The following is a 26513-nucleotide window of genomic DNA, read 5'->3' as shown; positions in this document are numbered from 1 at the left end:
TTTTTGAGGTTGTCATGCGCAAATTTATTCCGCTTTTACCTGTGGGGCTTTTTATCTTTATTTCAATTCTGGCCATTAGTGTTGATGACTATAAAGTCGTTGCAGGTGCAGAGGTCGTTAGAATTCTTGTGAATATCTACGTGATAGCAATATTTTTCTCTTTTAGCCCTAATTTAGAAAGTGGCTCTCATTCTTGTACATTAAAAGGAATAACGAAAAGTCTAATTCCTTTTAATCTAAATATTTACCGGTTAGTCATCGTATTAAACGTTATCGCTGCATTCCTATTAATTGTTACCAAGCAATGGATTTCTATTCCATTGCTCATAGTCTGGTTTGCTTATCAGTACTGGTTTAGAAAAACAATTTTATCAGCCATTAACTCCGAGGCTTGATATTTAATGTCTGCCGAGATTCGTCGCTTAATCAGAAACATGATCCGCATTGGTATCGTGACAGATGTGAATGCCAAGAAAGGCTGTCGCGTACAAATTGGAAACTTAGAAACCGACTGGCTAAATTGGGTCACCTTACGTGCTGGTAGTACTCGCACCATGAATGCACCTAGCGTGGGTGAGCAAGTCCTTATTCTTGCTTTAGGCGGCGAACTTACCACGGCATTTGTGCTAACCGGTATCTTTTCCAATGAACACTCAGAACCAACCGACTCCATCACAGCGGACCATCGTACTTATTCAGACGGGGCAATCATTGAATATGAACCCGCTACCGGCGCACTGAAAGCAACAGGAATTAAAACGGCCAATATTGAAGCCAGTGAGCAAGTTAGCGCTACAACAAAAGTGGTTATCGTCAATGCAAGTAAACAAATTAACCTCACTACTCCAAAGGTGATTTGCTCACAAAACCTCACCTGCGCCACGCTCAATGTCACCGAGGGCGGTGAAATGACGGGTAATTTTACACACACCGGCGGAGCGATTAAATCCAATGGTATTACGTTACATGATCATACTCATGGCGGTGTACGCAGTGGTGGCGAATCCACAGGAAAACCCCAATGAGATATTGCGGTATGAGTCGAGAAAATGGAAAGTGCCTTTCCGATATTGAGCATATACGCCAATCCGTGCGCGATATCTTGATCACGCCTATTGGCTCACGCATCGCACGGCGAAATTATGGTTCGCTATTATCAGAACTTATCGACCAGCCACAAAATCCCGCGCTGAAATTGCAGTTAATGTCAGCGTGCTACACCGCATTGTTAAAATGGGAGCCCCGCATTTTATTAACTCGCATTAGCCTAAATAGCACCGAGGCTGCGCAGATGATTGTGGATATTGAAGCCACAAACCAAGACACCAATCAGTCACTTAATTTTTCGGTCAATGTGAGGTAGCGATGGCAGCCAGTATTGATTTAAGTTTATTACCCGCACCGGATGTGGTCGAAACGTTAGATTTTGAAGTGTTCTTTGCCGAGCGCAAAGCCGCACTAATTGGTGCGATGCCAGCAGAACAACGGGAAGCCATCACTCGCACCTTAGAATTGGAATCTGAGCCGTTAACCAAATTATTGCAAGAGAGCTGCTACCGTGAATTGATTTTACGTCAGCGCGTTAATGAAGCGGCTCGCGCAAGTATGGTGGCCTTTGCCACCGGTGCCGACCTTGACCAACTCGCGGCTAATAATAATGTTAAACGCCTGATGTTATCAGCCGGCGATGAAAACGCTATCCCACCCATTGCACCGGTGTATGAGTCCGATTCCAATTTACGCATGCGTATACCCGCCGCTTTCGAAGCGTTAAGCGTAGCTGGCCCGATTGGCAGTTATGAATATCATGCACGGTCTGCCGATGGTCGGATTTCTGACGCTTCTGTGATTAGCCCATTACCGGCTCATGTCACGGTTACTGTTTTATCCCGCGAGGGGAACGGCAGCGCACCGGCTGATTTAATTGAGAAAGTCGATATTGCCTTAAACGATGAGGATGTAAGGCCAGTGGCTGACCGTGTGACTGTGCAATCAGCAACCATCGTTAACTATGAAATAGACGCAGTGATTTACTGTTATCCCTCACCTGAATACGAGCCGATTATGGCGGCGGCAGAGGAACAAGTGAAACGCTATGCGACACAGCAGCACCGGTTAGGCCGTGACATAGTGCTCAGTGCTATTTATGCCGCGCTGCATGTGCAAGGTGTGCAACGCGTGAAACTGAAAAAGCCGGTAGCGGATATCAAGCTAGATAAAACACGGGCCAGCTTCTGCACACAAATTAACGTGGCACTAGGGGGCTCAGATGAATAATCGTTTATTACCTGTCGGCTCATCACCGTTAGAGCTAGCGGCGGCTGAGTCACTGGCACAAATTGAGCGCGTGCCTATTCCTATTCGTGAACTTTGGAACCCTGATAAATGCCCCGTGCATTTGCTGCCGTATCTGGCGTGGGCGTTTAGTGTTGACCGATGGGATAAAAACTGGACGGAGAAAGCCAAGCGGGATGCCGTGAAAGCCGCCATGTTTATTCATAAACACAAGGGCACGATTGGTGCATTGCGCCGTGTGGTTGAGCCATTGGGTTATTTAATCCGCGTGATTGAATGGTGGAAAACCAACGAAACCGCCGGCACGTTTCGCCTTGATATCGGGGTTCTTGAAACGGGTATCACCGAGGAAATGTATCAAGAGTTAGAAGCATTGATTTTTGATGCAAAACCGGCGAGCCGTCATTTAGTCGGGCTCACTATTCAACTAGAAACCCGCGGTGAATTCTATTGTGCGGCATCCAGTTACACCGGTGATTCATTGACTGTTTACGCGTATACACCGCCTTTAATTTCTGTTTCTGGCCTTGATGTTCAAGGCGCGGCTATTCACTTAATTGATGAAATGAGGATTAATCCACAATGAAATACTTCGCCTTACTCACAAAATTAGGTGAGAACTTATTAGCCCAAGCGACAGCGCTAGGCACAAAACTTGAATTAACACATATGGCAGTGGGCGATGGTGGCGAGAGTTTGCCAACGCCGGACACCAATCAAACTAAATTAATTGCTGAAAAACGCAGAGCCGCCATTAACACATTATTTATTGATGATAAAAATAAAAATCAAATCATTGCTGAACAAATTATTCCTGAACAGGATGGCGGTTGGTGGATACGTGAGATTGGGTTATTTGATAAAGCCGGCAATTTAATTGCGGTAGCAAACTGCCCCGAAACGTACAAGCCACAATTAGCGGAGGGCTCAGGCCGTACGCAATCTATTCGAATGGTATTGATTGTCAGCCACACTGAATCCGTCACATTAAAAATTGATCCGTCAGTTGTTCTGGCAACTCGTGAATATGTGAATACTGAAATCACCGTGCTGGACAAAAAAATTGATGCACTATCAGCACAAACCAAACTGGATTTAAATAAAAAATTCGATAAAGCGAATATTTCAGGTGTTAAAGGCAATGATAACGACAAAGTGCCTAGCCTGAATTTGCTTACGACTGAGATTGGAAAATTACCGACAAAAGCAGACCTTCAAAATATCACATCTCAAACTATCTTCGCTAGAGCTGAAGCAATACCACAGAATGCAGATTTAAATGATTACACAAATGCAGGTTTGTTTTACCAAGCTTCGAGTAATCCTGGTGCAAATGCAAAAAACTACCCACCGAATAGTTCCGCAGGCTCGCTTGAGGTTGTAAGAACGGGCTCAACAAGCGTTAAGCAAGTTTATACAGATTGGTACGATAAAAAGACGTATACAAGACGCTACAACGGTGGAAATAAAACGTGGGCGGATAAATGGGATGAAGATTACACAAAGCTAAACCCCCCAACAGCTGCCGAATTAGGCGTGTATAGTACCCAGCAAGCTGATGATAAGTTTCAACCTAAAGGAAATTATCAACCCGCAGGGAGCTACCAGCCGAAAGGTGATTATGTCGATAAGACGGCAACATATGAACAGGTTGTTAAAGGCCCATTGACCGCAAACAGCGCTATGTACATAACAAGTGACGGTGTAGGCAGTGATTTACTGTCACTTGTTACATGGGGCGGCAGGTTTGGACTAAGAAAGCGTGTGAATGGTAACTACGGTGGTACAGTCGAAGTACCTATGACAGGTGGAACAATTGCGCTTGTCGAGCAGACAATTGGAATTAACCAAACGTGGAAAAATCTCACAAGTTCACGAAGTGTTGGTGTGTCTTATACAAATACGTCTAACAAACCAATTTTAGTGGTATTGACGGGGCAAGGCGAAGGTGATAATTCAGCAAAAATTGCTGTTGATAATGTCACGGTTGCAATTCTTGGGGGGATTAAAATCTACTCAATCAATCGTGGAGTATCATTTATCGTGCCACCGGGAAGTAAATATCTTGTTGAAAGTACGGCAGTCATTGCAGTATGGAGCGAATTATCATGAATCACTACAGAGATAAAAAAAATGGTCAAGTCTATGCGTATGATGAGCAGCAGCTTGCTACAGTTGCTAGAATGGGGCAACTGGAACAGCTCATTCAAGATATTGAGCCACAATACATCGCAGCCCGTAATAATGTCTATGATGCATCGAATACGCTTGAGCAATTGAAAACCCAACTTAATAATGCTGTAGAGAATGAAGAGTCTGAGGATGTCATTTTAACGCTAACAAATGATGTTGATAACGCGATAGAAACCTATAATCAAGCAATGGCAATATTTGCTCCAATTGAGTCCGAATACCAACCTTTGAGAACAGAATATGACGCTATTTTGCCTGTTTTTTTTGAAGTACGCGAAAATATCAGCGTAATGAAAAAAATGACAGAAAAAGAAGTTAATGCGTATTTGAATCCTCCTGTTTCAAAAGAGCAATTAATCTCAGAAGCTGAACAGAAAAAACAATCACTTTTAGTAGAGGCGAATAATGCAATTGCACCATTACAAGATGCTGTAGATTTGGGCATGGCAACTGACGAAGAGAAATCACAATTAACAGCGTGGAAAACATACCGTGTCTTGTTAAACCGTGTTGATACTTCGCTAGCACCAGATATTGATTGGCCTGAAAAACCCGAATAACATTAATCTACTCTGAGCCCCAATTAACGGGGCTTTGCTATTAAAGTGTACACAGAGAATCACTCATATCAACATTTGATAACTGCTCCCGCCAATATCCGAATATTCAGCATAACCTATTAAAAATGTAATAAGTTACAGTTTCTATTTTTTACCGCAGCACTTTTTATATTTAAGGCCACTGTTACATGGGCAACTATCATTTCTACCAATTTTATTCCGCATTAAATGATTATATTTAAAATAAGATGATATATGATTAAGAGATGGTGATTGGTTTAATACCATACGACCAATATAAACACTGCCGCCACCGACTCCTATTGCTAGTGAATTATTGGTAATCTGGATACCAACTTGGCAATCACTTATATTCATAGCCGATGATGTCAAACATTGACCATTTTTGGTGTTTATTTGTAAATCTTCGTTTTCATTACACTTTATTTTACTACCACGATGGGTCATCTCTAGTTTTTCAACAATTAAACTGTGAGGGGCTTCCGTACGTAATATTAACGTAATATCCCCACGTTGTTTCCTAATTGTTATTTTTTGACCAACGACTTCAACATCCCAATTTGAAGTCGTTGTAATCCACTCATTATCAATTATTTTTAAAATTTCATGCCCATTTCTATCTGCAATAAATGCATTTATCCGAAAGGGAGCACCTTCACATTCAGGTGTTTTAATAGTAAAAATTGATTCCCCGTCAATTTCAATTAAAGACTCCACATTTTTACATATTAAAGTACCTATTTTGATAGTAGGCTCTACTAATCCTAAATCGAATGGGCCAAATGAAAAACCTTGTTGTCTACAAATAGGCTTAATAGAGCGAAGTTTTATAGTTTCTTTTGAAAGGATTTTTCTAGTTACTCTATCATGACAGCCCCCACATAATAGAACTATATGTTCAGGATTATGTTCTATAGCTTCAGCGAATGTGGGTTCTAAGTGCTCATATTGATAGACTGCATTTCCACAATTTACACACCCAAACCCACATCGTTGCCTCACTTCTCTCTTAATGGCTGCTGGAATAGTATCTGTCAATCCATATTTGTTTTTTCTCACGCTACTTTCCTTAAAAATTCTGATTCCTGCGCTACTTATATAAATGTATATTACAACATAGCATTGAATTCATTTTATGTACTTTTATTGCAAGATATCTAATTATATCGGCTTTGTTTCATCCCTCACACAATCCCCATTCCGTGCATTTACATTAACCCCAACCCAAAATTGAGCTATTGCAAAATAGAGGACGCTAGTAATGGCTCAAGATTATCACCACGGCGTGCGAGTGATTGAACTCAATGAAGGCACGCGACCTATTCGCACCATCAACACCGCCATTGTCGGAATGGTGTGTACTGCTGATGATGCAGACACAAAAGCCTTTCCACTCAATACCCCTGTTTTAATTACAGATGTGAAAAATGCGGCAGGTAAAGCCGGCGAAACTGGCACGCTTGCACGCTCATTGGATGCTATCGGTAACCAATCAAAACCGGTTACCGTGGTTGTACGTGTTGAACAAGGGGAAAGCGAAGCAGAAACCACATCCAATATTATTGGTGGCACCACGCCCGATGGCCGTAAAACTGGCTTGCAGGCATTAACCGTGGCGCAAGGCCGTTTAGGTGTTAAGCCTCGTATTCTAGCCGTACCAGCTCATGATACACAGGCGGTTTCATCAACACTCGCCGGTATCGCGCAAAAAATGCGTGCCATGGCTTATATTAGCGCCTATGGCAGTAAAACTATTTCAGATGCCATTGATTACCGTAAAAACTTTAATCAACGTGAATTAATGTTGATTTGGCCTGAATTCCAAAGTTGGGATACCGTCGCGAATGCAGAGAGTAATATCTACGCCACCGCGTGTGCCTTGGGTTTGCGTGCCAAGATTGATAATGAAATTGGCTGGCATAAAACCTTGTCTAACGTGGGTGTTAATGGTGTCACGGGCATTTCTGCCGATGTGTCATGGGATTTACAAGACCCTGCCACCGATGCCGGCTTACTTAACGAAAACGATATCACCACGCTAATTCGCAATAACGGCTTCAAGTTTTGGGGCTCCCGTACTTGCTCTGATGACCCGTTGTTTGCCTTTGAGTCCTACACCCGCACCGCACAGGTGTTATCCGACACCATCGCCGAGGGATTGGACTGGTCAATTGACGGTACGCTCAATCCCTCACTGGCTCGTGACATTATCGAAAGCATCAATGCAAAACTGCGCAGCATGACAACGCAAGGCTATTTGTTAGGCGGTGAATGTTGGTTCGATCCAGACGTTAACACCAAAGAAGAGCTGAAAAGCGGCAAGTTATACATTGATTATGACTATACAGCCGTACCCCCACTGGAAAACTTACTGTTGCGTCAGCGTATCACCGACCGCTATTTATTGGATTTTGGCTCAAAAATTAAGGGGTAATCATGGCCTTACCACGCAAACTTAAAGATTTAAATCTGTTCAATGAGGGTGAAAACTATATGGGGCGTATTGAAGAAATCACGCTACCGAAAATCACCCGTAAATTTGAAACCTATCGCGGCGGCGGCATGAATGGTGGCGTCAAAATTGATATGGGGTTAGAAGATGATGCTCTCTCAGCTGAGTTAACGTTTGGAGGCTTAGAAGCCCAGCTCTATAAGCAGTGGGGGATCACTCAAATTGATGGCGTGATGTTGCGCCTTAATTGTGCTTATCAACGCCAAGATACTAAAGAATACACCGCCGTTGAGGTCGTGTTACGTGGTCGATTCAGTGAAATTGACTCCGGTAATGGCAAGGCCGGTGAAAACACCCAAGTCAAAGCGCCTTTTAATGCCACGTATTACAAACTGATTTGGGATGGTGAAACACTCATTGAGATTGATTTACTCAATATGATTGAAAAAGTTGATGGTATTGACCGCTTAGAAGAACAACGCGCCGCATTAGGTTTATAGGAAAAGTAAATGACTGAACCAGTAGAAAAAAATCAAATCACCGTCACGCTAGATGAACCCATTACGCGTGGAACAACCACGGTAACAGAGATTGTGGTACGTAAACCCAATTCTGGTGCATTGCGTGGTGTTCGTTTAGCCGCACTGATGGAAATGGATGTGGATTCGGCGATGTTGGTATTACCCCGCGTCACCGCACCGGCATTGACGAAACCCGAATTAATCATGATGAACCCTGCGGATATGCTGAATTTAACCAAAGAGCTTGTGCTTTTTTTGTTACCGAAGTCGGTGACTATGGATTTCCAGAACGATTAACCGTCAATGACTTAGTGGCAGATATTGCCACTATTTTTCACTGGTCACCCGCTGTCACCGATGAATTTTCCCTAACCGAATTATTAGAATGGCGTTATCACGCCCTTAAACGTAGCGGTGTAGAAGATGAGTAAAGATTTACGTTTACAGGTGATTTTAAGCGCCGTTGATAAATTCACGAAACCGTTTAAGAGCGCCCAAGCGTCGAATAAAAAACTGGCGGAAACCCTCCGCCAATCTAAACAACAACTCAAAGAGCTCAACAACCAAGCCAAGCAAATTGACGGGTTTAAGAAAACCAAGCAATCCCTTGATGCAGCAAATAATGCCTACCAACAAGCCACCGCCAAAGTTAGCCGGCTCGCACGTGAATTATCCAGCGTTCAAAATCCCACGAGGGCCCAATCACGGGAGCTTGACCGCGCAAAAGCGGCTGCTGCAAAACTCAAAGCTGAAACCGGCACACTGAGTGCCTCATTGCAGCGCCAACGGGAAGCGTTAAAAGGTAGTGGGATTTCAACGCGCCAATTGAGCCAAGCGCAAGTCAAATTAAATAGCGATATTGCCAGCACAAGCCGGCGATTACAGCAACAAGAGCAGCAACTAAAGCGGGTAGCCAACCAAGAAAAGCGAATGTCTGCGGCAAAAAATAGCTATCAAAATGCCATGGGAGTACGTAATAAAATGGCCGGTAGCGGCGCGGGTATGCTTGCATCCGGTGTGGGGCTAGGTTATGCGGCTAAAAAAGTCTTAGTACCAGGCTATGATTTTGAAATCGGCATGTCGAAAGTGCAAGCATTAACCCGCCTTGATAAAAATTCCGACGACTACAAGATGTTAAGGGAGCAAGCGCGAGACCTTGGAGCAACAACCGCATTTACCGCTAATGAAGTTGCACAAGGCCAAGCGTTCTATGCCATGGCTGGTTTTAAGCCAGAGCAAATTAAAAATGCCATGTCCGGTACTTTATCCATGTCATTGGCCGGTGATATCGACTTGGCCACCACGGCTGATATTGGTTCCAACATCTTGACCGGCTTTAAGCTGAATTCTAATGAAATGAACCGTGTCAGTGATGCACTTGTCGCACGTTTACGCGGTCTAATACCAACCTCACTATGCTTGGCGACACAATGAAATATGTTGCACCGGTTGCTTCGGGGCTCGGTGTCGATTTAGAAACCGCCGCCGTTGCCGCCGGTAAACTCGGTGATGCGGGTATTCAAGGCAGTATGGCCGGTACAGGCTTACGCTCTATTTTAGGGCGCTTGGCAGAGCCGCCGAAAATGGCTGGTGAAGCCCTTGATAAATTGAAAATTAAAACCCGTGATGCCAAAGGTAATTTGCGCCAATTTACCGACATACTGGCCGAACTAGACAAAAAAACTAAAAAAATGGGTACGGCTGAGCGCGCCGGACTGTTTAAACATATTGCCGGTGAAGAGGCATTTTCTGCCCTCTCTGTATTGGTTGACCAAGCTGGCTCCGGTCAGTTGCAAGCCATGATTGCTGAAATCAAAGCCGCTAAAGGGGAAGCGGAAAAAGTCGCCAAAACCATGACAGATAACCTTGATGGCGACTTAAAAAACTTAACCTCGGCTTATGAAGATGTGGGGATACAAGTTTTTGGTGGTGCGGATAGCCCTTTGCGGGATATCACTAAACGAGTCACTGATCTCATTTCGAAGTTTGGCCAATGGGCAAAGAAAAACCCTGAACTGGTCAAACAAATCACCATGATCACGTTGGGATTAGGTGCGGTGCTGGCCGTTGGTGGCGGTATCACATTGATGATTGCGGCATTAATTGGCCCACTCGCCATGGCGAAATTAAGTCTGTCCGTATTAGGTATCAAAGGCAGCGGCTTTCTATCATTACTGATTAAGCCTATTAAGTTAATTGGAACGGCATTTATGATGCTAGGCCGTGCGCTATTAGCTAACCCGATTATCTTAATTATCACGGCTATCGCTGGCGCAGCTTACCTGATTTATAAATATTGGGATGATATCGTTCCGTACGCTAAAAAATTATGGAACAGAGTCACAGAGATATTTTCCCAATTCTGGGAGGGGGTTAAATCCTATGTGCTGAATTGGGGGCTTGTCGGGCTGGTTTATCAGCACTGGGATGAGATTGTCGCTATCACTTCTCGTATGTGGGCATTGGTGAAGAAAGCCATTTCTGATAAGTGGGAGCAGATTGTCGCGGATGTTAAAGGTTTACCGGAACGCTTTAAACAAATTGGCGGTGAGATCATTGATAGCCTGAAAAACGGCATTCTGGAAAAGTGGGAATCACTGAAAGCCCAATTTGCCGAACTTAAGCAAATGGCTACAAACATATTGCCCGATTGGATGCTTTCGGATGAAACCAAAGCGGTGCGCGCCATGTCACAAGTGACCGTTATTCAAGCTGGCATGAAGAGTGCGGGCATGTTCGACAATGGCGGATTTATCCCCCGTGGACAATTTGGCATTGTGGGGGAATATGGACCCGAGCTTGTTGATGGGCCAGCTCATATCACTAGCCGGAGAAAAACCGCTGCACTGGCTGCGGCGGCATTAACCATCGGCTCTATGACAGCGACAGCAAAACCCATCCATCCTTATGCTTTACCCGCAAATAGCTATCAATCCGCGCCAACAACCATAAACCAAAGCAATCATGCGGCAAATACTGCACCGGTCATTATCAATGTTTACCCATTACCGAATCAGTCAGCAAGCGATATTGCAAGAGAAGTTGCTAGACAATTAGAGCAAAACCAACGGCGTGAACAGGCAAGACGACTGAGTCGGTATCAAGACAGCGAGGACGATTAATTATGGCAATGGCAGCACTGGGCTTGTTTGTCTTTCAATTAAATACAACGCCTTACCAAATGATGCAAATTAACCAAAAATACCGTTATGGGGTGAATAATCGTGTCGGCAAACGCCCCGCAGTTCAATTTATCGGCCTTGATAATGACGATATCACATTAAGCGGCTCATTATTTCCGTCACTGACTGGCGGCAGGCTGTCATTACTGGTATTAGAGCAAATGGCAGAAACGGGAAAAGCATGGTCGCTGATCGATGGCTCAGGCACCATTTACGGTATGTTTGTGATTGAAGAAATCACCCAATCGAAAAGTATTTTTTTTGATGATGGCTCAGCCAGAAAAATTGATTTTACGCTGAAATTAAAACGCACTGATGAATCACTGTCTCAAATGTTTGGCGATCTAGGTCAGCAACTCAATGATATTCGCGGAGCCTTACCGCTATGAGTTTTTTAACCAAAGATGAACTAACCCCTGCTTTTGCGCTCGCGGCAGGCGGTGAAAATATTAATAGCCTGATTCAGGGGCGTTTAATGTCATTAACCATGACTGATAACCGCGGCTTTGAAGCTGACCAATTAGATATTGAATTAGATGACAGCGACGGAAAACTCGCCTTACCTAAACGTGGAGAAACCTTATCATTGCATCTTGGTTGGAAAAACGAACCGCTGATCTACAAGGGGACGTTTACGGTTGATGAGGTTGAACATAGCGGCGTGCCAGATAAGCTCACGATCCGTGGTCGTAGTGCGGACTTTCGCGACACTTTAAACGTCAAGCGTGAGCAGTCTTACCATCAAAAATCGTTGGGCGATATTGTACGCACCTTGGCGGAGCGCAATAAGTTAAAGGCGGTTATTGATGAAAAGTTAGATAAAATTAAACTCGCTCATATCGACCAAACCAACGAATCGGACGGCTCATTTTTAACGCGAGTGGCGAAATCCGAGGGGGCAATCGTCGCGGTTAAAAACGGGAATTTACTGTTTATGAAACAAGGCAAAGGCTTAACCGCCAGTGGTCAGCCCATTCAAACTATGCACATTACTCGCTCAGTCGGTGATGGACACCGTTTTTCACTGGCCGATCGTGGTGCATATACCGGTGTTATTGCTAACTGGCTTGATACACGTGAGCCGAAAAAGAAAAAAGCAGTGACGGTAAAGCGTAAGCGAAAAAGCAAACAACCTGCAAAACCCGCCAAACCGAAAGAAAAACAGGGGGAATATTTAGCCGGCGAACAAGGGAACGTCCTGACGCTTTCCCATACTTACGCGACTAAAGAAAACGCCGCCCGAGCCGCAAAAGCCAACTGGGAAAAAATCCAACGTGGTGTAGCGTCATTTTCGATTCAACTCGCGGTTGGCCGTGCAGATCTCTATCCTGAAATGCCTGTCACCGTCAGCGGATTTAAACCAGAGATTGATAACGCGGAATGGACATTAACGCGAGTCGTTCATTCACTGAATGACAGTGGTTTTACAACCGCATTAGAGTTAGAGGTAAAGATTTCAGATTTAGATATGGCTGATGAATAATTTTTTAGACTGTATGGATATACATGATATAATTTACATAACATCAACATCATGACAAAGGATACATAATCATGATGAATTGTCCTGAATGCGGTCACGCTGCACACACTCGCAGTTCCTATCAAGTTTCATCTGAAACCAAAGAACGCTATAACCAGTGCCAAAATATTAATTGCGGTTGCACATTTGTCAGTCACGAATCAGTGACCAAAATTGTTGTTAAACCCGCACATATTAATGTTGTTGAGCCGCATCCCAACAAATACCAACAACCGTCTTTAGCATTATAGAAATCAAAGCCCCTCAATTGAGGGGCTAAATATTACTTAGAAACACTAATCAATTCATTGAAAAAGGTATCAAAGCCTTTTTTACCGCTATCATCAAATCGTAATTCATTGAATTGCGAAGTAAAAGAGCAACCATCATCGGTTAGTTCACTCAAATTATTAACCGGAATATATTTGTTAATGATCTCTAATGCCTGTGGTTTAGTGATAGTTGTTGTATATTCTGGTGAGTCTTTCAGCTTTTTACCGTCAAAATCTACCAAGTAGGATGTTACTGTAACTTTATCGTTAGGTGTATTAATCAAAGCACGGTAAACACCATAGACAACAGCGCGCTTAGTTAATAACTCTTTTACATCAACAATATCATTACTAACAGCTTGCGGAGATAATCTAATTTTTAGCGGTGACTCACTAATAATTTCGAGTGTGTTATTTTCAGGGTAATAATCACTGAAATATTCCATAGCATCTTTTGCGGTTGCATAAATTTTATTGTCTTTCGTGCATTCTTGGTCACTAGATAAGTAACTATTTTTTTGTGGCTGTTTTTGTTCTTCAGTTTGTGGGCTGCTTTTTGCTTGCTCTTGGGTTTGTGACGGCTCGGCAAAAACAATGAATAAAGAAAGTAGAACAAGGATAGCTATGGAATAAACAAGTGAGGATTTCATCCTATTAGGCATAAGCACAAGTTTAGGCTTTATTAACCCCAGAATAAAAGCAATTAAAGCTATAAGAGTCAGTATAAAAAATAAGTTATCCATGAATTCTCCTTTTAGTGAGTGACGTGCTTAAATTAGATTCTGGTTTGAATGATAAGTAAAGCCCCTCATTTTGAGGGGCTGATGGGTCAATAATGGTCGATGTGGACGGAACGTGGACAGTGTGAATTATAAAACATTAAATAACAATAAGTTATGGTTTAATAATGAACACCATCCCTGTCTTTTATAGCCCCTTTTAGGGGCTTTTTTTTATTTCTAAACTAGTCTTTTATTCATGTTTGTTAACTATAGTTGACAACTAAACGAAGATTGCTAAGATAAAAACATAAAGACAAGGAGCAGTCTTATGATCACGGTTCTAACAACGGAATGTTTTGATAGTTGGATTAAAAACCTTAGAGATATTCGAGCTAAAACTAAAATTCTAATGAGAATTAGGTGGTTAAAAAATGGAAATTATGGTGATGTTCAACCCATTGGTGATGGCTTTTCGGAACTGAGGGTACATGAAGGACAAGGGTATCGTGTTTATCTAAAGCAGAAAAATAATGTTATTGTAATTTTACTTTGTGGTGGGACAAAGGCAACGCAGCAGAAGGATATCCATAAAGCTAAACTTCTTTTTGGTGAAGTTGAGGGGGAACTATGAATACTAAATTAAAAGAATTTGATATCGCTGAGTATTTAAACAGTGAAGAAGAAATACAAATGTATCTAAACGAAATTCTAGAAGAAGGTGACCCTAGTCTAGTTCTCGCTGCACTTGGTGATATTGCGAAGGCAAGAAATATGAGCCAATTAGCTAAAGAAGTTGGAATGAGTCGTGAAGGTTTATATAAGGCGCTATCAGGACAGGGAAATCCAACATTTATGACGATTATAAAAATCGTTAATTCTCTCGGATTAAAGCTACAGTTTAAGAGTATCTAAAAAATAGCTTATCTATGATTAGGCTAGCCATTAGCTAAGCTCACTATAAAAATAACGTATCCACCAAAGTAGGGTTCACTTTATGACTCAGATATTAACGACGCAAGATTATCGCAATATGCCTTGGAAAAATGGCCAAGGGTCGACACTTGAATTGGCACGCAGTCATGGTGAAGGTTTAGATGATTTTGATTGGCGAGTGTCTATTGCAGATGTTAAAGCGGCGGGAGCATTTTCGTTTTTCCAAAATCGACAACGTATTATTGGAGTATTGGAAGGGGAAGGATTTATTTTACATGTGGATAAGAACCCTGCGGTGACGTTAAAGCAAAAAGAGTTTTTTGCTTTTAATGGGGAAAGTGAGGTTTATGCGGAGCTTATCCAAGGTGCAATTCGTGATTTTAATGTCATCTATAATCCTGAAAAATATCAAGCCCGTTTACAATGGGTGAATACTGCGCTTATTAACTCTTGGGTCAGTGGAGCAAGTGAGATCTTAATTTTTAATATTACCCCTAATTTGGGGGTGACTATTAATTCAGATTGCTTTTATTTAAAACCATTCGAGACTCTACTAATCAAAGAAAATCGAGAGAATCTACAATTTACTATTGAGCAAAATACAGAAAATGATTTTTGCATTATTGAGTTATTTATTAAATAGTTAGAATTTTTTCACTCTAAATTTAAGTACTATTTGTATGAAGCTTATATAGTACTTATTATTGGAATAATATTCTGTCTATTTTGCAATTTTAGTCAAAACGTTATCAAATTCATATATTAGATAATTATGGCTTTATTCCTATTGTTATTTTTCGCAGAATTTATAGTCTTTAGCGTTGTTAAAAAATAATACCTATATACTAAAGGAAAATGTTCTATGAAGATGAAAGCGCTTGTGGCAGTTGCTGTTTCTGCTGTCATTTTAACGGGTTGTAAAAATTTAGACCAAGGGATGTTGACTAACTCAGGCATGCAATTATTCCAAGCTGCGACACTGACTGACTCTGATGTTAAACAATTAAGTGACCAATCTTGTAAAGAAATGGATGCGCAAAACAAAATTGCTCCAGCGTCTAGCAAGTATGCGAAACGCTTAGACAAAATTGCAAAAGCGCTGGGTAACGAAGTTGATGGTACTCCAGTAAACTATAAAGTTTATCTGACTAGCGATGTCAACGCATGGGCAATGGCAAATGGTTGTGTGCGTGTATATAGCGGCCTGATGGATGTGATGAACGATAACGAAGTTGAAGGCGTTCTGGGTCATGAAATGGGCCACGTTGCATTAGGTCATACACGTAAAGCAATGCAAGTTGCTTATGCGGCAGTTGCTGCGCGTACTGCCGCAGCATCAGCGGGTGGCGTTGTAGAACAACTGAGTGCATCACAAGTTGCAGCTCTGGGTGAAAAACTGATTAACTCACAGTTTTCTCAACACCAAGAAAGCGAAGCAGATAACTTCTCTTATGACTTACTAAAAAAACGTGGTGTTAAAACTGACGGTTTAGTCACTGGTTTTGAAAAATTAGCGAAAATGGGTAGCGGCGAGACAAGCATGTTTGACTCTCACACACCATCAAGCGAACGTGCACAAAACATCCGTGACCGTATTGCCGCTGACAAAAAATAATATTTAATTATTGACGTTAGTTGAGTGTTATTTTGGTGTAGTAATATGATGATATATTGCTACACCAATCACGTATTTCCTGCTATTTATCTCAATATTACTTTTCTTATATTGCAAATCAGAACTTATCCCGTTGTGCTCCTGTAACCGACTCTCTATCTTGTTAATTAAACGATATTCAGGTCTTTTCGTAATTTTGCAAATTTTCGTTTGATAAAACGTTAGCAAGGAAAAAAGATGGAAAAAGTGCAGAGAATTTCTCTTTTAGCTAAGGGAATGGGCATGCTGTTATCGGGAACCTGCCGTTTATTAACGGGTGTTCGCACTCGTTGGGTAGGGTGCCAACCTTCAATGACCACACGTATTTATTATGCCAATCATTCAAGCCATCTTGATGGTTTGGTTATTTGGTCTGGGTTGCCGCCGTTAATGCGCCATTTTGTTCACCCTGTTGCCGCTAAAGATTATTGGGTTAAGACACCATTTCGGCGTTATTTAGTTAATAAGGTTTTTCGCGCTGTATTAGTCGATAGAAAAGGCGATAAGCCTGCACAAAATAATACATTAGCTCCTTTAGAATCAGTATTAGAGTCAAAGCATTCATTAATATTTTTTCCTGAGGGTACGCGTGGAGATGGGGAAACGCTAAGTCAATTTAAAAGTGGGCTCTACCATCTCGCGAAAAAATACCCTGATGTTGAAGTTGTTCCAGTCTATTTGGAAAATTTAAATCGTGTATTACCGAAGGGGTCAAAGCTTGTTGTGCCTGTGATTTGCTCAGCTATCGTTGGTAAGCCTCTGGAGCCTATTATGGAGAATGAAAATAAAATCGACTTTTTGCAGCGAGCCAAAGAAGCACTTGAGGAGCTAATGCCATGAATATTGGGGACAGGGAATTAGTATTATTGTTGTCAGGTGTGTTTGGGATACTAGTATTTGCTAGTGTTATTGGTGGTATTCTTGCATATCGTTATTCAGGTGAAAAAAGTAACCCAACCATTGATAATTTGAATGCTCGTATCCGCGCATGGTGGGTTATGTGCATTATTTGTGTACTTGCTGTGGTGCTTGGCAATATAGGTGTCGTGATCTTATTCGCACTGATATCGTTCTTTGCACTCAGAGAGTTTATTACCTTAACGCCAACACGGCGAAGTGACCATGAGGCATTATTTTGGTGCTTCTTTGTTTTTATTCCATTGCAATATGTGTTGGTAGGTATTGAATGGTATGGGTTATTTTCAATTTTCGTACCTGTTTTTGTATTCCTTTTCTTGCCTACCCGTATTGCTTTAGCTGGAGATACCTTTCATTTTCTTGAACGCACTGCAAAAATTCAGTGGGGAATGTTGGTGGCTGTTTTTTGTTTAAGCCACGTCCCTGCGTTATTGATGTTGAATATTCAAGGCTATGAAGGCGAAAACGTAAAATTATTACTTTTCTTGATTATTGTGACGCAAATTTCAGATGTGTTGCAGTATGTTTTTGGCAAGTTAATGGGTAAGCGGCCTATTGTGCCTAAGTTGAGCCCAAATAAGACAATTGAAGGTTTTATTGGCGGAGTATTATCTTCGGTACTCATTGGTGTTTGTCTTTACTGGGTAACCCCGTTTAGCTGGTGGGTTGCGGGACTGATGTCATTAGCGATTACCATTATGGGGTTTGTGGGAGGGTTATGTATGTCAGCCATTAAGCGTGATAGTGGCATTAAAGATTTTGGGGCGATTATTGAAGGACATGGGGGCATGCTGGATCGCATTGACTCATTGTGTTTTGCTGCGCCTATTTTTTTCCATTTAACGCGTTATTACTATACATAATCCCATTTTATTTTCGTTTTTGTTCGTTAATCAAAAGAGCACCAAAATGGTGCTTTTCTTTTGTTTTATAGGTACAGCATCGAAGGAATTTAAGTGTTATCATTAATACTTAATTTTTATTTCAAACTAAGATTCAACTAGGGTAATTCGCTTTAGTTGGTACTCTAGGGCTTTTTTTGCATTGAAAGATTTACCTATTGGGGTGATCGGCTAGAATTATGTAAACTGGATCACAATAAAACATAAAAGCTTGATGGAAAGCAGATGCATAATTCACTCTTTGCCGTATTATGCTGCTAGGTGAATCAATTCAGCACTAGTAAGCCAGCGTAATTAGCGTTAAAAAGATTAGCAGCGTAACGGTTTTATCGATTTGCAATTTTATGTTCATTAATCAGAGGTCATCATGGTCAAGCAGATTAAAAGAATTGGGGTTTTAACGAGTGGTGGTGACGCGCCAGGCATGAATGCAGCGATCCGCGGTGTGGTTCGCGCGGCATTAGGTGAAGGTTTAGAAGTCATGGGTATTTTTGACGGTTACCTTGGCCTATATGAAAACCGCATGAAGCAATTAGACCGGTATAGCGTGTCAGATATGATTAACCGTGGTGGTACCTTCTTAGGCTCAGCTCGTTTTCCACAATTCCGTGATGAAAAAGTGCGTGCTGTCGCATTCGATAATCTGAAGAAAAATCATATTGACGCATTAGTTGTTATTGGTGGTGACGGTTCTTATTTGGGGGCTAAAGCACTGACGGAAGCTGGTTTCCCATGTATTGGATTACCGGGAACGATTGATAATGACGTTGCTGGCACAGACTATACCATCGGTTATTTCACTGCACTTGAAACGGTTGTTGAGGCTATTGACCGCCTTCGCGATACCTCGACGTCCCATAAACGTATTTCTATTGTTGAAGTGATGGGACGTTACTGTGGTGATTTAACGCTATCTGCTGCGATTGCTGGGGGCTGTGAGTTCTTAGTGTTACCTGAGCAGGAAATGGCTTTTGACCGCGAAGAACTATTATCAGAAATCAAACGTGGTATTGAAAAAGGCAAACGCCATGCGATTGTTGCTATTACCGAACACGTTTGTGATGTGGGTGAATTAGCGAAATATATTGAGCAGGAAACACACCACGAAACCCGTGCAACGGTTCTTGGTCATATCCAACGTGGTGGTTCCCCAGTTGCTTATGACCGTATTTTAGCATCACGCATGGGGGCTTATTCTATTCAACTTCTGTTGGAAGGCTACGGCGGGCGCTGTGTTGGTATTCAAAATGAAAAATTAGTCCATCATGACATTATTGATGCGGTTATGAATATGAAGCGCGTCTTTAAGAAGGATTGGTTTGATACGGCGAAGAAGCTGTACTAATCCCTCTATAATTGCAAATCTCTCCTGCATAGTGATTTCCCGCTATGCAGGTTTGATCCTGTATTCCAGATAATACTTTGTTCATATATTCCTCATTCTTATAAGTTTTTCTTTTTAATTATTTCCCGTAATTGATGCTATCTGTCAGCCTCCTCCTTATCACAAATTTAATGAGGGAAGGCAAATGACACGTTCATGGCAGGTAAAAAAATCACAATTCACGACAGCATTGCTATTGCTGTTAGCGACAGGGGCTTGGGCGAAAAACATTCAATTGTTGAATGTGTCTTATGATCCGACTCGTGAGTTTTATCAGCAATATAATCAGGAGTTCAGTAATTATTGGAAAAAGAAAACGGGCGATACCGTTACCGTTCGGCAATCTCATGGTGGCTCAGGTAAGCAAGCCATATCAGTGGTGAATGGATTAGAAGCCGATGTTGTTACCTTAGCTTTAGCCTATGATGTTGATGCTATAGCACAAAGTGGCCGTATAGATAAAAATTGGATAAAAAAGCTCCCCGATAATTCAGCTCCTTATACATCGACTATCGTCTTTCTCGTTCGTAAAGATAACCCGAAAAATATCAAAGATTGGGACGACTTAGTCCGCAAAGACGTTTCCGTGGTGACACCAAACCCAAAGACCTCCGGCGGAGCACGTTGGAATTACTTAGCAGCATGGGGCTATGCGTTAGATAAAAATCAGCAAAACCCTGAAAAAGCGAAACAATTCGTTAAACAGCTCTATAAAAATGTGGAAGTACTCGATTCGGGGGCTCGCGGCGCAACCAATAGTTTTGTTGAACGTGGTATCGGCGATGTATTAATTGCTTGGGAAAATGAAGCGTTATTAGCCATAAATGAGTTAGGGGAAAGCGGACAGTTTGAAATTGTGACGCCAAGTATTTCGATTCTCGCTGAGCCAACCGTCGCTGTTGTCGATAAAACCGTCGATAAACGTGACCGCAGGGCGGTTGCAGAAGCTTATCTAGAGCACCTCTATTCTGCGCAAGGGCAGGAAATTGCAGCTAAAAACTACTATCGCCCACGAAATAGCGAAGTGGCCAAAAAATATCAACAACAGTTTCCTGAACTAAAACTGCTGACGGTTGATGGCAGCTTTGGCGGCTGGCAAGCCGCGCAAGCAACCCATTTTGCTAATGGAGGGGTGTTCGACGAAATCATTCAACGCTAATACTCGTCATATTTCAATTTGTAGGGGTGTTGGCTGCACGCACTCGCCCTAGTCACATACTGGTGTATGCTCCTAGGGCCTCGTTTGTTTGCCGCCTACCTACAATTTGAACTATTTAGAGTATTATCTTAGGTGTAATAAATATTTTGAGTAATGATAGTTAAGGGCGGGGATAATAAAAACAGGATTAAAATGGGGTATTATTCCTAGCCTGTGAGGGGCAGACTAGGAATGAGGTTAATTTATTGCCACTGGTATTTGACACCTAACTGGCCAAGATAAAATGTTTGACGGTTATTGCCACCAGAGGTGATACCTGCATTTTTTGGGTTTTCCCAAGTACTAGGTTCAACCGCGAAGCCGCCCCATAGCGTTAGTTTTGGTGTTAAGTTATAAAAAACCTGTGTTCCGACACGGTAGCCGTCTTTAACTTTCTGAGTTGTACGTTTGTTGCTATCGTAGTTATGTTCATTTAAATAATAGCGAAAATAAGGCATTACGCTCCAATCCTGGTTTAACGTGATAGGAAAATAACCGCGAATTTGGTTTTGTTCCCATGTCTTATTAAAGTCTTTATCCCATGTCCAATCGGTGTATAGATAGACTTTGGCGGTTGCAGAGTCGTTGACCTTATAAACAAGTCCGTGTTCGGATTCCCACTCATAACTATTGGGGGCATGGAAATTATCGTAGTGATAAACTGCATCCCAAAAGTTAAATGCCCACTTATCATTGAAATTGTATGTCCCGCTAGGCATTAACCAAAACATAGTATTCGATGGCCGTGCCTGTGTGCCCGGTGCGGAGTCATTTGATTCCTTACGATAGGTGACATTCAAATTGAACTGACCAATATCGCTCGCATACATTTTCCGAGTAGCGCCAATTTGCGTACGATTACGAATAAAAGAATCTTTGGATGTTGAGAAATTGTGGTTGTAGCTTCTTAATGATTCCTTATGTTCCAGAAAAAAGCTCCATTTTGATTCAGGATTCGCTAAAAATAGCTGGCCAACCATCGTGGTTTTGTCGTAGACCTTACGACCGCTGGTATTATGGTGTCCTTCAAATTTTTCGAGTTCCATATAGACGTTGGAAGAAACGCGCCAGTAATCATTATTGACCTGATCAGCTGCGAAAACGGATGTTGTCAATCCTGTGAGAGTAACAAAAAGTAAACCATTCAGTGAAGTTTTCATTTTAACCCTTTAATTTTTATGTATATTTTATTTTTTATGCCTTAGTCCAAGGCGTTAGTGTCTGGCCTTTATACCGTGGGGTATAAAGGCTAAATCATTGTTAATAATTAATAGGTTGTGTAATTAATTGATTGTGGAGTAGGTTTCACCATGACCATAAGGGAACAGCACTTTGTTACCTTGTGAGTTTTTAATATTAACGGGTAGCAACCCTTGAGGTGGGTTTAGCGGCTGGCCGTGAGTGTTAGCAAATAATGTCCGTAAACCGCTGCGAATATTGGTTTCTAACGAATTGCGGTTATTATTGGTGATATCAAATCCGGTAATACCGTAGATGGCAATATTTGCGTTTACATTGTTTAGGTATGCGATGTCATAGGGGTTACGTGAAGAGATAACAACAATAGGGGTTTTAAGTTGGTTTGCAGCATCAATGATAAGCTGAGCATTCGTTGGCGTATCCTTTAAATTATAGGTCGTCAGTAATACCAAATCTTGGTTTTGAACCAGTTTTTTTGCTTCATCTTGAGTTAGCGTATTTTCATTCAATTTAACGACACTTTCGCCTGTAAGAATAGCAACCCCCGTTTCCTGTGCGATATCATTTAACTGTTTTTGAATTAAGGTATTGCGTGGCTTTTCATCAGAAATAATGAAAATTCGATTTAGCGGTTTTAATTGATAGGGCAGCACATTCTCATTTTTAATTAATGTGATAGCCTGCTCAGAAACCATATTTTCAATATCTTTATGGCCTTTTGATGCGACGACTTGTTCTGCCTTCACTAAGTCTATTGGTTGTGCTGTAATTTCTTGCTGAAGCTTTTTCAGCACTACACGTTTTGCGGATTCATCAATACGTTTTTTCAGTTCTGGGTTTTTCTCTGCTTGTGTTTCTAAATAGCGGTACATGTTATCTAAACGAGAAACCGCTTGGGAGTCCCACATTTTAATTGGCATAAGAATAATATCTGAGCCAGCGAGTAACGAGGTTTCTACCGCCCAATTAATATCGAAGTTGTCAGCAATAGCCCCCATATCCATGGCATCTGTCACTATCAAGCCGTCATAGTTGAGCTCATCGCGTAAAATACCATGCAAAATAGGTTTGGAAAGCGTCGCTGGGGTGCCAACTTGTTTACCTGCAAGTGTGGTGATCTTATCGTCATCCAGTGCTGGTACAATGATATGTGCGGTCATGACGGCATCAGCACCATGAGATAACGCGTATTTGAATGGGATGAGTTCAGTGTCTCGCCATGTTTTCGCGTCGGAATTAACAACGGGTAAATCAACATGGGAGTCAGCAGAGACATTTCCATGACCCGGGAAATGTTTAAGTGACGTCAATAAATTATATTTATGAATGCCTTGAATATAGCTGGTGGCCAGAGAGCCAACTAAATTTTTATCATCTGAGTATGAGCGTACCCCAATAACTGGGTTATTTTGGTTGTTATTAACATCAACAACTGGGCCAAAATTGATATTAAAACCAAGACTGGATAGTTCATATCCGTGGATCATCCCTGTTAGCTCTGCAAGGGCTGGGTTACGTGCTGCGCCTAATGCCATATTTCCGGGCATTTCGGTGCCTACGCGTAAGCGGGTGACATAACCCCCTTCTTGGTCGGTACCAATAAATAGTGGAAGGTTACTGCGGGAAGATTGAAGTTTATTAATTAACTCCACAGTTTGTGGTGTATCAATCAGATTTTCTCTAAATAGGATCACCGAACCGAGGTGGTACTGATTGATAACCTTAGAAACTTCATCATTCATAACGAGAAAAGGAGCGGGTTCTCCATGGCTGTCTTTATTCCAATATCTGAAATCTAACATGAAGAGCTGACCAATTTTCTCAGCCTCGGACATATTATTTACTATTTCTTGTGCAGACTTTTGTTTGTCTTGCCATAATTCATTCAATTGGGCTTGTGTTATTGGGTTAGCCATTGAAAATGCACTGAAAATACAAGCACTAAGTAAAGTGAATTTCTTCATTTTTCATTTTCCCTAAGTTATTTTTCAAAAAATAATAAGTGGCTGGATATATTTATGATGTGAGAGTGCTCACAGTTGATAGTATTCTCTCTTTCAGAGTAAGAGGAATAGCGTACAAATAGATAGAGAAGGGGTCTTTATTTATCTCATTGATATTAAATAGCAAATTATCAAGAATAATTAATTTTAACCTAGAATAATTTCAACTTGATATTATTTTGTTATGTGACGTAAGTATAAATTATAATTAAATGGTATTTAAATCGACGGTAGAGCGTAAAAAATTAATGTTTTCACTAATTATTTACTTTTTAATATATTTTATTCTTATATTTAAGTAGTTTTCTAATTTAAAATAGATAAGCCATATGATATTTCACATGGCTTATTTTTCTAAGAGAAATAAGTTAGTTGCAAACCAAAGGTTACCATTGGTATTTTACGCCAATTTTACTTAGGTATAGCGTTTGTTTATTATCATATCCTGACGTAATTCCATTCTTTTTAGGTGATTTCCATGTTGAAGGCTCATAGGCAAACTCACTCCATAAAGTCAGTGATGGGGTGACTTGGTATTCCACGAGAGAGCCAATGCGGAAGCCATTTTTAATTTCCTGTGTTAAATAATTATTTTTATCATAGGTATTTTCTTGTAAGAAATAACGTGCATAGGGGGTGATTTTCCAGTTGGGTTTAATGGTAATGGGTAGGTACGCACGAACTTGTGATTGTAAAAAGCGGGTGCTGAAATGTTTATCCCATTGGTTATCAATATAAACAGTGAATTTTGCTTTTAATGCATCTGAATATTTATAGGTCACACCAAATTCGGTTTCTGCTTCATGACTGCTGTCATTGAAATAATTACTGTAATAAAAATAAGAGAGCCAAAAGTTAAAAGACCAATCATCATTGAAACGGTACTCGCCGGCAGGAGTTAAGCCATATAAACGATTCGAAGAACGTGCTTTGGTGTTGGGTTCGACATCGTTTGACTCTTTTCTGTAACGAAAACCAAGCTCTAAGTCTGATGTTGGGGTGTTAATCATTTTCTTGATAGCATCAATTTGCGTGCGATTTCTAATGTAAGAATCCCGTGAAGTCGTGAAGTTACGGCCATGATTCCTTAAAGATTCGCGGTGTTCAAGAGCAAAGCGCCAGGCAGATTGCGGGTTGAAAAGCTTTAGTTGCCCAACGGCGCTGATTTTATCGTAGACTTTATTATTAAATGAATCCCGTTGTCCTTGATATTCTTCTATTTCCAAATAGATATTGGTATTAACTCGCCAAGAGTCATTATTTAATTCAGAGAAACAAATTGTAGGGAATATAATTATGATGCTATAGATTAAACCAACTATATATTTCATATTTATCCTTCAGGGTGAGTTTTATTAATGTTAATTATCTAGTTGAGCGATTAGAGAGATAAATGTGTATTAACTTTTATAGATTGTCTACCGTTATTATTTAATAGATGATGAATGGTATATATAAATTAAAAATCTAATAAGTTGCATCTTGTTGTTATTTTTGGGAGTTTTATTATTGTTGGTATAAAGGTGTGTTTTTATTTATAATTTTATTTAAGATTTTTAATCACATGTTTATTTGTTAGTTTTAAATTTAATTAATAAATATTAATTTTATTTAAAACTAAGTGGTAATTGTATTATATGGTTGGTAATTATGAGAATAATAAAAATATTAATATGATGATTTTATTCATGTTGGAATTAATGAAAACAAAAAACCGCCAATATTTGGCGGTTAATCTCAAGGTATTAAAATAACCTTATTTAGATTTTTTCGCTTCAGCAGCCGCTTTAACAATAACAGCAAAAGCGTCAGCTTTCAGAGAAGCGCCACCCACTAAGGCACCATCGATATCTGGCTGGGTAAATAGCTCAGCTGCGTTGCTGGCATTAACAGAGCCGCCGTATTGGATGATAACTTGTTCAGCAATGGCTGCATCTTTTTTCGCAATATGAGTACGAATAAATTTATGGATTGCTTGTGCTTGTGCTGGTGTTGCTGATTTACCTGTACCGATAGCCCAGATTGGCTCATAAGCGATAACGGCACCTTGGAAAGCTTCTGCACCTAAAGAATTCAATACGGCATCGATTTGACGAGCGCAGACTTCTTCGGTTTTACCCGCTTCATTTTCAGCTTCAGTTTCACCAATACACAGTACTGGGATCAGGCCTTGTTCTTTTAAGACAGCAAATTTCTTAGCGACAAATTCATCACTTTCGTTGTGATAAGTACGGCGCTCTGAGTGGCCGATAATGATGTATTTGGCGCCAACATCTTTTAACATTTCAGCAGAGGTTTCACCTGTAAATGCACCTGATAGGTTAACGTCAACGTTTTGTGCACCTAATGCAATGCGACTGCCTGCTAACGCATGTTTAGCTTGAGTCAAATAAATCGCAGGTGGTGCAATAGCCACATCACAGCCATCAACGCTGCTGAGTTCATTACGCAAGCCAGCGACGAGGTCATTGACCATCTGTGTGCTGCCGTTTAGTTTCCAGTTACCCATTACCAATGGATGTCGCATGTTATTTCCTCCAACCAGAGAGTTTGAATGATTAATCAATAAGTTATTCATCAC

28 protein-coding genes and 1 pseudogene are annotated in these 26513 nt (G+C 41.1%); 23 read left to right on the top strand and 6 right to left on the bottom strand.

Going from position 1 to position 26513, the window contains the following annotated elements:
• Window positions 1-14 precede the first annotated feature (14 nt).
• The 7 genes from M1F26_RS18915 to M1F26_RS18885 are packed head-to-tail and all read left to right on the top strand — an operon-like array spanning window position 15 to window position 5048.
• Window positions 15-395, top strand: a complete 381-nt coding sequence (locus M1F26_RS18915) for a hypothetical protein (RefSeq protein WP_071548737.1) — start codon at window positions 15-17, stop codon at window positions 393-395.
• A 6-nt stretch (window positions 396-401) separates the two neighbouring features.
• A complete protein-coding gene (locus M1F26_RS18910) occupies window positions 402-1025 on the top strand; it encodes a phage baseplate assembly protein V (RefSeq protein ID WP_071548736.1) in 624 nt (207 codons plus the stop codon).
• On the top strand, window positions 1022-1363 hold the full coding sequence (locus M1F26_RS18905) for a GPW/gp25 family protein (protein WP_036962053.1): 342 nt from the start codon (window positions 1022-1024) through the stop codon (window positions 1361-1363). Before M1F26_RS18910 ends, M1F26_RS18905 begins: the two co-directional genes overlap by 4 nt.
• 2 nt (window positions 1364-1365) lie before the next feature.
• A complete protein-coding gene (locus M1F26_RS18900; protein WP_071548735.1) occupies window positions 1366-2277 on the top strand; it encodes a baseplate J/gp47 family protein in 912 nt (303 codons plus the stop codon).
• The gene (locus tag M1F26_RS18895; RefSeq protein WP_048606836.1) at window positions 2270-2881 is read left to right on the top strand and encodes a phage tail protein I; all 612 of its coding nucleotides are present in this window, start codon (window positions 2270-2272) and stop codon (window positions 2879-2881) included. The genes M1F26_RS18900 and M1F26_RS18895 overlap by 8 nt, the downstream gene beginning before the upstream one ends.
• Window positions 2878-4407 (top strand): phage tail protein, encoded by a 1530-nt coding sequence (locus M1F26_RS18890; RefSeq protein WP_272540062.1) that lies wholly within the window; start codon window positions 2878-2880, stop codon window positions 4405-4407. Before M1F26_RS18895 ends, M1F26_RS18890 begins: the two co-directional genes overlap by 4 nt.
• Window positions 4404-5048: a tail fiber assembly protein gene (locus M1F26_RS18885; protein ID WP_071548734.1), complete on the top strand. Its 645-nt coding sequence runs from the start codon at window positions 4404-4406 to the stop codon at window positions 5046-5048. Before M1F26_RS18890 ends, M1F26_RS18885 begins: the two co-directional genes overlap by 4 nt.
• Window positions 5049-5192: 144 nt before the next feature.
• Here M1F26_RS18885 and M1F26_RS18880 read toward each other — a convergent pair whose 3' ends face one another.
• Window positions 5193-6128 (bottom strand): SEC-C metal-binding domain-containing protein, encoded by a 936-nt coding sequence (locus M1F26_RS18880; RefSeq protein ID WP_071548733.1) that lies wholly within the window; start codon window positions 6126-6128, stop codon window positions 5193-5195.
• A 202-nt stretch (window positions 6129-6330) separates the two neighbouring features.
• On the opposite strand from M1F26_RS18880, the gene M1F26_RS18875 reads away from it, so the two are divergent.
• The 8 genes and pseudogenes from M1F26_RS18875 to M1F26_RS18840 all read left to right on the top strand — a co-directional run bounded on the left by M1F26_RS18875 (window position 6331) and on the right by M1F26_RS18840 (window position 12997).
• Window positions 6331-7503 (top strand): phage tail sheath protein, encoded by a 1173-nt coding sequence (locus M1F26_RS18875; RefSeq protein ID WP_071548732.1) that lies wholly within the window; start codon window positions 6331-6333, stop codon window positions 7501-7503.
• 2 nt (window positions 7504-7505) lie between these two features.
• A complete protein-coding gene (locus M1F26_RS18870; RefSeq protein ID WP_071548731.1) occupies window positions 7506-8021 on the top strand; it encodes a phage major tail tube protein in 516 nt (171 codons plus the stop codon).
• A 9-nt stretch (window positions 8022-8030) separates the two neighbouring features.
• Window positions 8031-8339, top strand: a complete 309-nt coding sequence (locus tag M1F26_RS18865; protein WP_036962040.1) for a phage tail assembly protein — start codon at window positions 8031-8033, stop codon at window positions 8337-8339.
• A 14-nt stretch (window positions 8340-8353) separates the two neighbouring features.
• Complete coding sequence (locus tag M1F26_RS18860; RefSeq protein WP_036962273.1) at window positions 8354-8473, top strand: GpE family phage tail protein; 120 nt, start codon at window positions 8354-8356, stop codon at window positions 8471-8473.
• Window positions 8466-11164 (top strand): annotated as a pseudogene (locus M1F26_RS18855) (phage tail tape measure protein). The gene M1F26_RS18860 and the pseudogene M1F26_RS18855 overlap by 8 nt, the downstream one beginning before the upstream one ends.
• Before the next feature lie 2 nt (window positions 11165-11166).
• Window positions 11167-11613 (top strand): phage tail protein, encoded by a 447-nt coding sequence (locus M1F26_RS18850; protein WP_102140831.1) that lies wholly within the window; start codon window positions 11167-11169, stop codon window positions 11611-11613.
• A complete protein-coding gene (locus tag M1F26_RS18845; RefSeq protein ID WP_272540060.1) occupies window positions 11610-12707 on the top strand; it encodes a phage late control D family protein in 1098 nt (365 codons plus the stop codon). Before M1F26_RS18850 ends, M1F26_RS18845 begins: the two co-directional genes overlap by 4 nt.
• A gap of 71 nt (window positions 12708-12778) precedes the next feature.
• Window positions 12779-12997, top strand: coding sequence for an ogr/Delta-like zinc finger family protein (locus M1F26_RS18840; protein ID WP_102140616.1), 219 nt, complete (start codon window positions 12779-12781; stop codon window positions 12995-12997).
• Window positions 12998-13029: 32 nt separating this feature from the next.
• Here M1F26_RS18840 and M1F26_RS18835 read toward each other — a convergent pair whose 3' ends face one another.
• On the bottom strand, window positions 13030-13761 hold the full coding sequence (locus M1F26_RS18835) for a hypothetical protein (RefSeq protein WP_272540059.1): 732 nt from the start codon (window positions 13759-13761) through the stop codon (window positions 13030-13032).
• A gap of 307 nt (window positions 13762-14068) precedes the next feature.
• Here M1F26_RS18835 and M1F26_RS18830 point away from each other — a divergent pair, with 307 nt between their 5' ends.
• The 8 genes from M1F26_RS18830 (at window position 14069) to M1F26_RS18795 (ending at window position 20690) form a co-directional block, all read left to right on the top strand.
• A complete protein-coding gene (locus tag M1F26_RS18830) occupies window positions 14069-14371 on the top strand; it encodes a type II toxin-antitoxin system RelE/ParE family toxin (protein WP_140172875.1) in 303 nt (100 codons plus the stop codon).
• Window positions 14368-14652 carry an addiction module antidote protein gene (locus tag M1F26_RS18825; RefSeq protein WP_004265229.1) on the top strand — a complete coding sequence of 95 codons (285 nt, stop codon included), beginning with the start codon at window positions 14368-14370 and terminating at the stop codon, window positions 14650-14652. Before M1F26_RS18830 ends, M1F26_RS18825 begins: the two co-directional genes overlap by 4 nt.
• A gap of 82 nt (window positions 14653-14734) precedes the next feature.
• Window positions 14735-15316, top strand: coding sequence for a HutD family protein (locus M1F26_RS18820; RefSeq protein WP_094961882.1), 582 nt, complete (start codon window positions 14735-14737; stop codon window positions 15314-15316).
• A gap of 219 nt (window positions 15317-15535) precedes the next feature.
• Window positions 15536-16288, top strand: a complete 753-nt coding sequence (locus M1F26_RS18815; RefSeq protein WP_318837630.1) for a M48 family metalloprotease — start codon at window positions 15536-15538, stop codon at window positions 16286-16288.
• Between the two features lie 237 nt (window positions 16289-16525).
• Window positions 16526-17167, top strand: a complete 642-nt coding sequence (locus M1F26_RS18810) for a lysophospholipid acyltransferase family protein (protein WP_140172874.1) — start codon at window positions 16526-16528, stop codon at window positions 17165-17167.
• Window positions 17164-18108 carry a phosphatidate cytidylyltransferase gene (locus tag M1F26_RS18805; protein WP_102140623.1) on the top strand — a complete coding sequence of 315 codons (945 nt, stop codon included), beginning with the start codon at window positions 17164-17166 and terminating at the stop codon, window positions 18106-18108. The genes M1F26_RS18810 and M1F26_RS18805 overlap by 4 nt, the downstream gene beginning before the upstream one ends.
• A 406-nt stretch (window positions 18109-18514) precedes the next feature.
• Window positions 18515-19492: a 6-phosphofructokinase gene (gene pfkA, locus M1F26_RS18800; protein WP_004265237.1), complete on the top strand. Its 978-nt coding sequence runs from the start codon at window positions 18515-18517 to the stop codon at window positions 19490-19492.
• 184 nt (window positions 19493-19676) lie between these two features.
• Window positions 19677-20690, top strand: coding sequence for a sulfate ABC transporter substrate-binding protein (locus tag M1F26_RS18795; RefSeq protein ID WP_140172872.1), 1014 nt, complete (start codon window positions 19677-19679; stop codon window positions 20688-20690).
• A gap of 242 nt (window positions 20691-20932) precedes the next feature.
• Here the strand turns inward: M1F26_RS18795 and M1F26_RS18790 are convergent, their stop codons facing one another.
• From M1F26_RS18790 to tpiA, 4 genes are all read right to left on the bottom strand, one after another.
• Entirely contained in the window at window positions 20933-21889 is a 957-nt protein-coding gene (locus tag M1F26_RS18790) for an OmpG family monomeric porin (RefSeq protein WP_004265276.1), read from the bottom strand.
• Between the two features lie 123 nt (window positions 21890-22012).
• Window positions 22013-23893, bottom strand: coding sequence for a glycoside hydrolase family 3 protein (locus M1F26_RS18785; protein WP_140172870.1), 1881 nt, complete (start codon window positions 23891-23893; stop codon window positions 22013-22015).
• A 425-nt stretch (window positions 23894-24318) separates the two neighbouring features.
• Window positions 24319-25263: an OmpG family monomeric porin gene (locus M1F26_RS18780; RefSeq protein WP_140172868.1), complete on the bottom strand. Its 945-nt coding sequence runs from the start codon at window positions 25261-25263 to the stop codon at window positions 24319-24321.
• Window positions 25264-25688: 425 nt separating this feature from the next.
• Window positions 25689-26459 (bottom strand): triose-phosphate isomerase, encoded by a 771-nt coding sequence (gene tpiA / locus M1F26_RS18775; protein ID WP_036959102.1) that lies wholly within the window; start codon window positions 26457-26459, stop codon window positions 25689-25691.
• Window positions 26460-26513: the final 54 nt, after the last annotated feature.

This window comes from Providencia sp. PROV048 (genome assembly GCF_033688165.1).
Taxonomy (GTDB): Bacteria; Pseudomonadota; Gammaproteobacteria; order Enterobacterales; family Enterobacteriaceae; genus Providencia; species Providencia hangzhouensis.
This window is presented reverse-complemented; position numbering and strand designations above follow the sequence as displayed.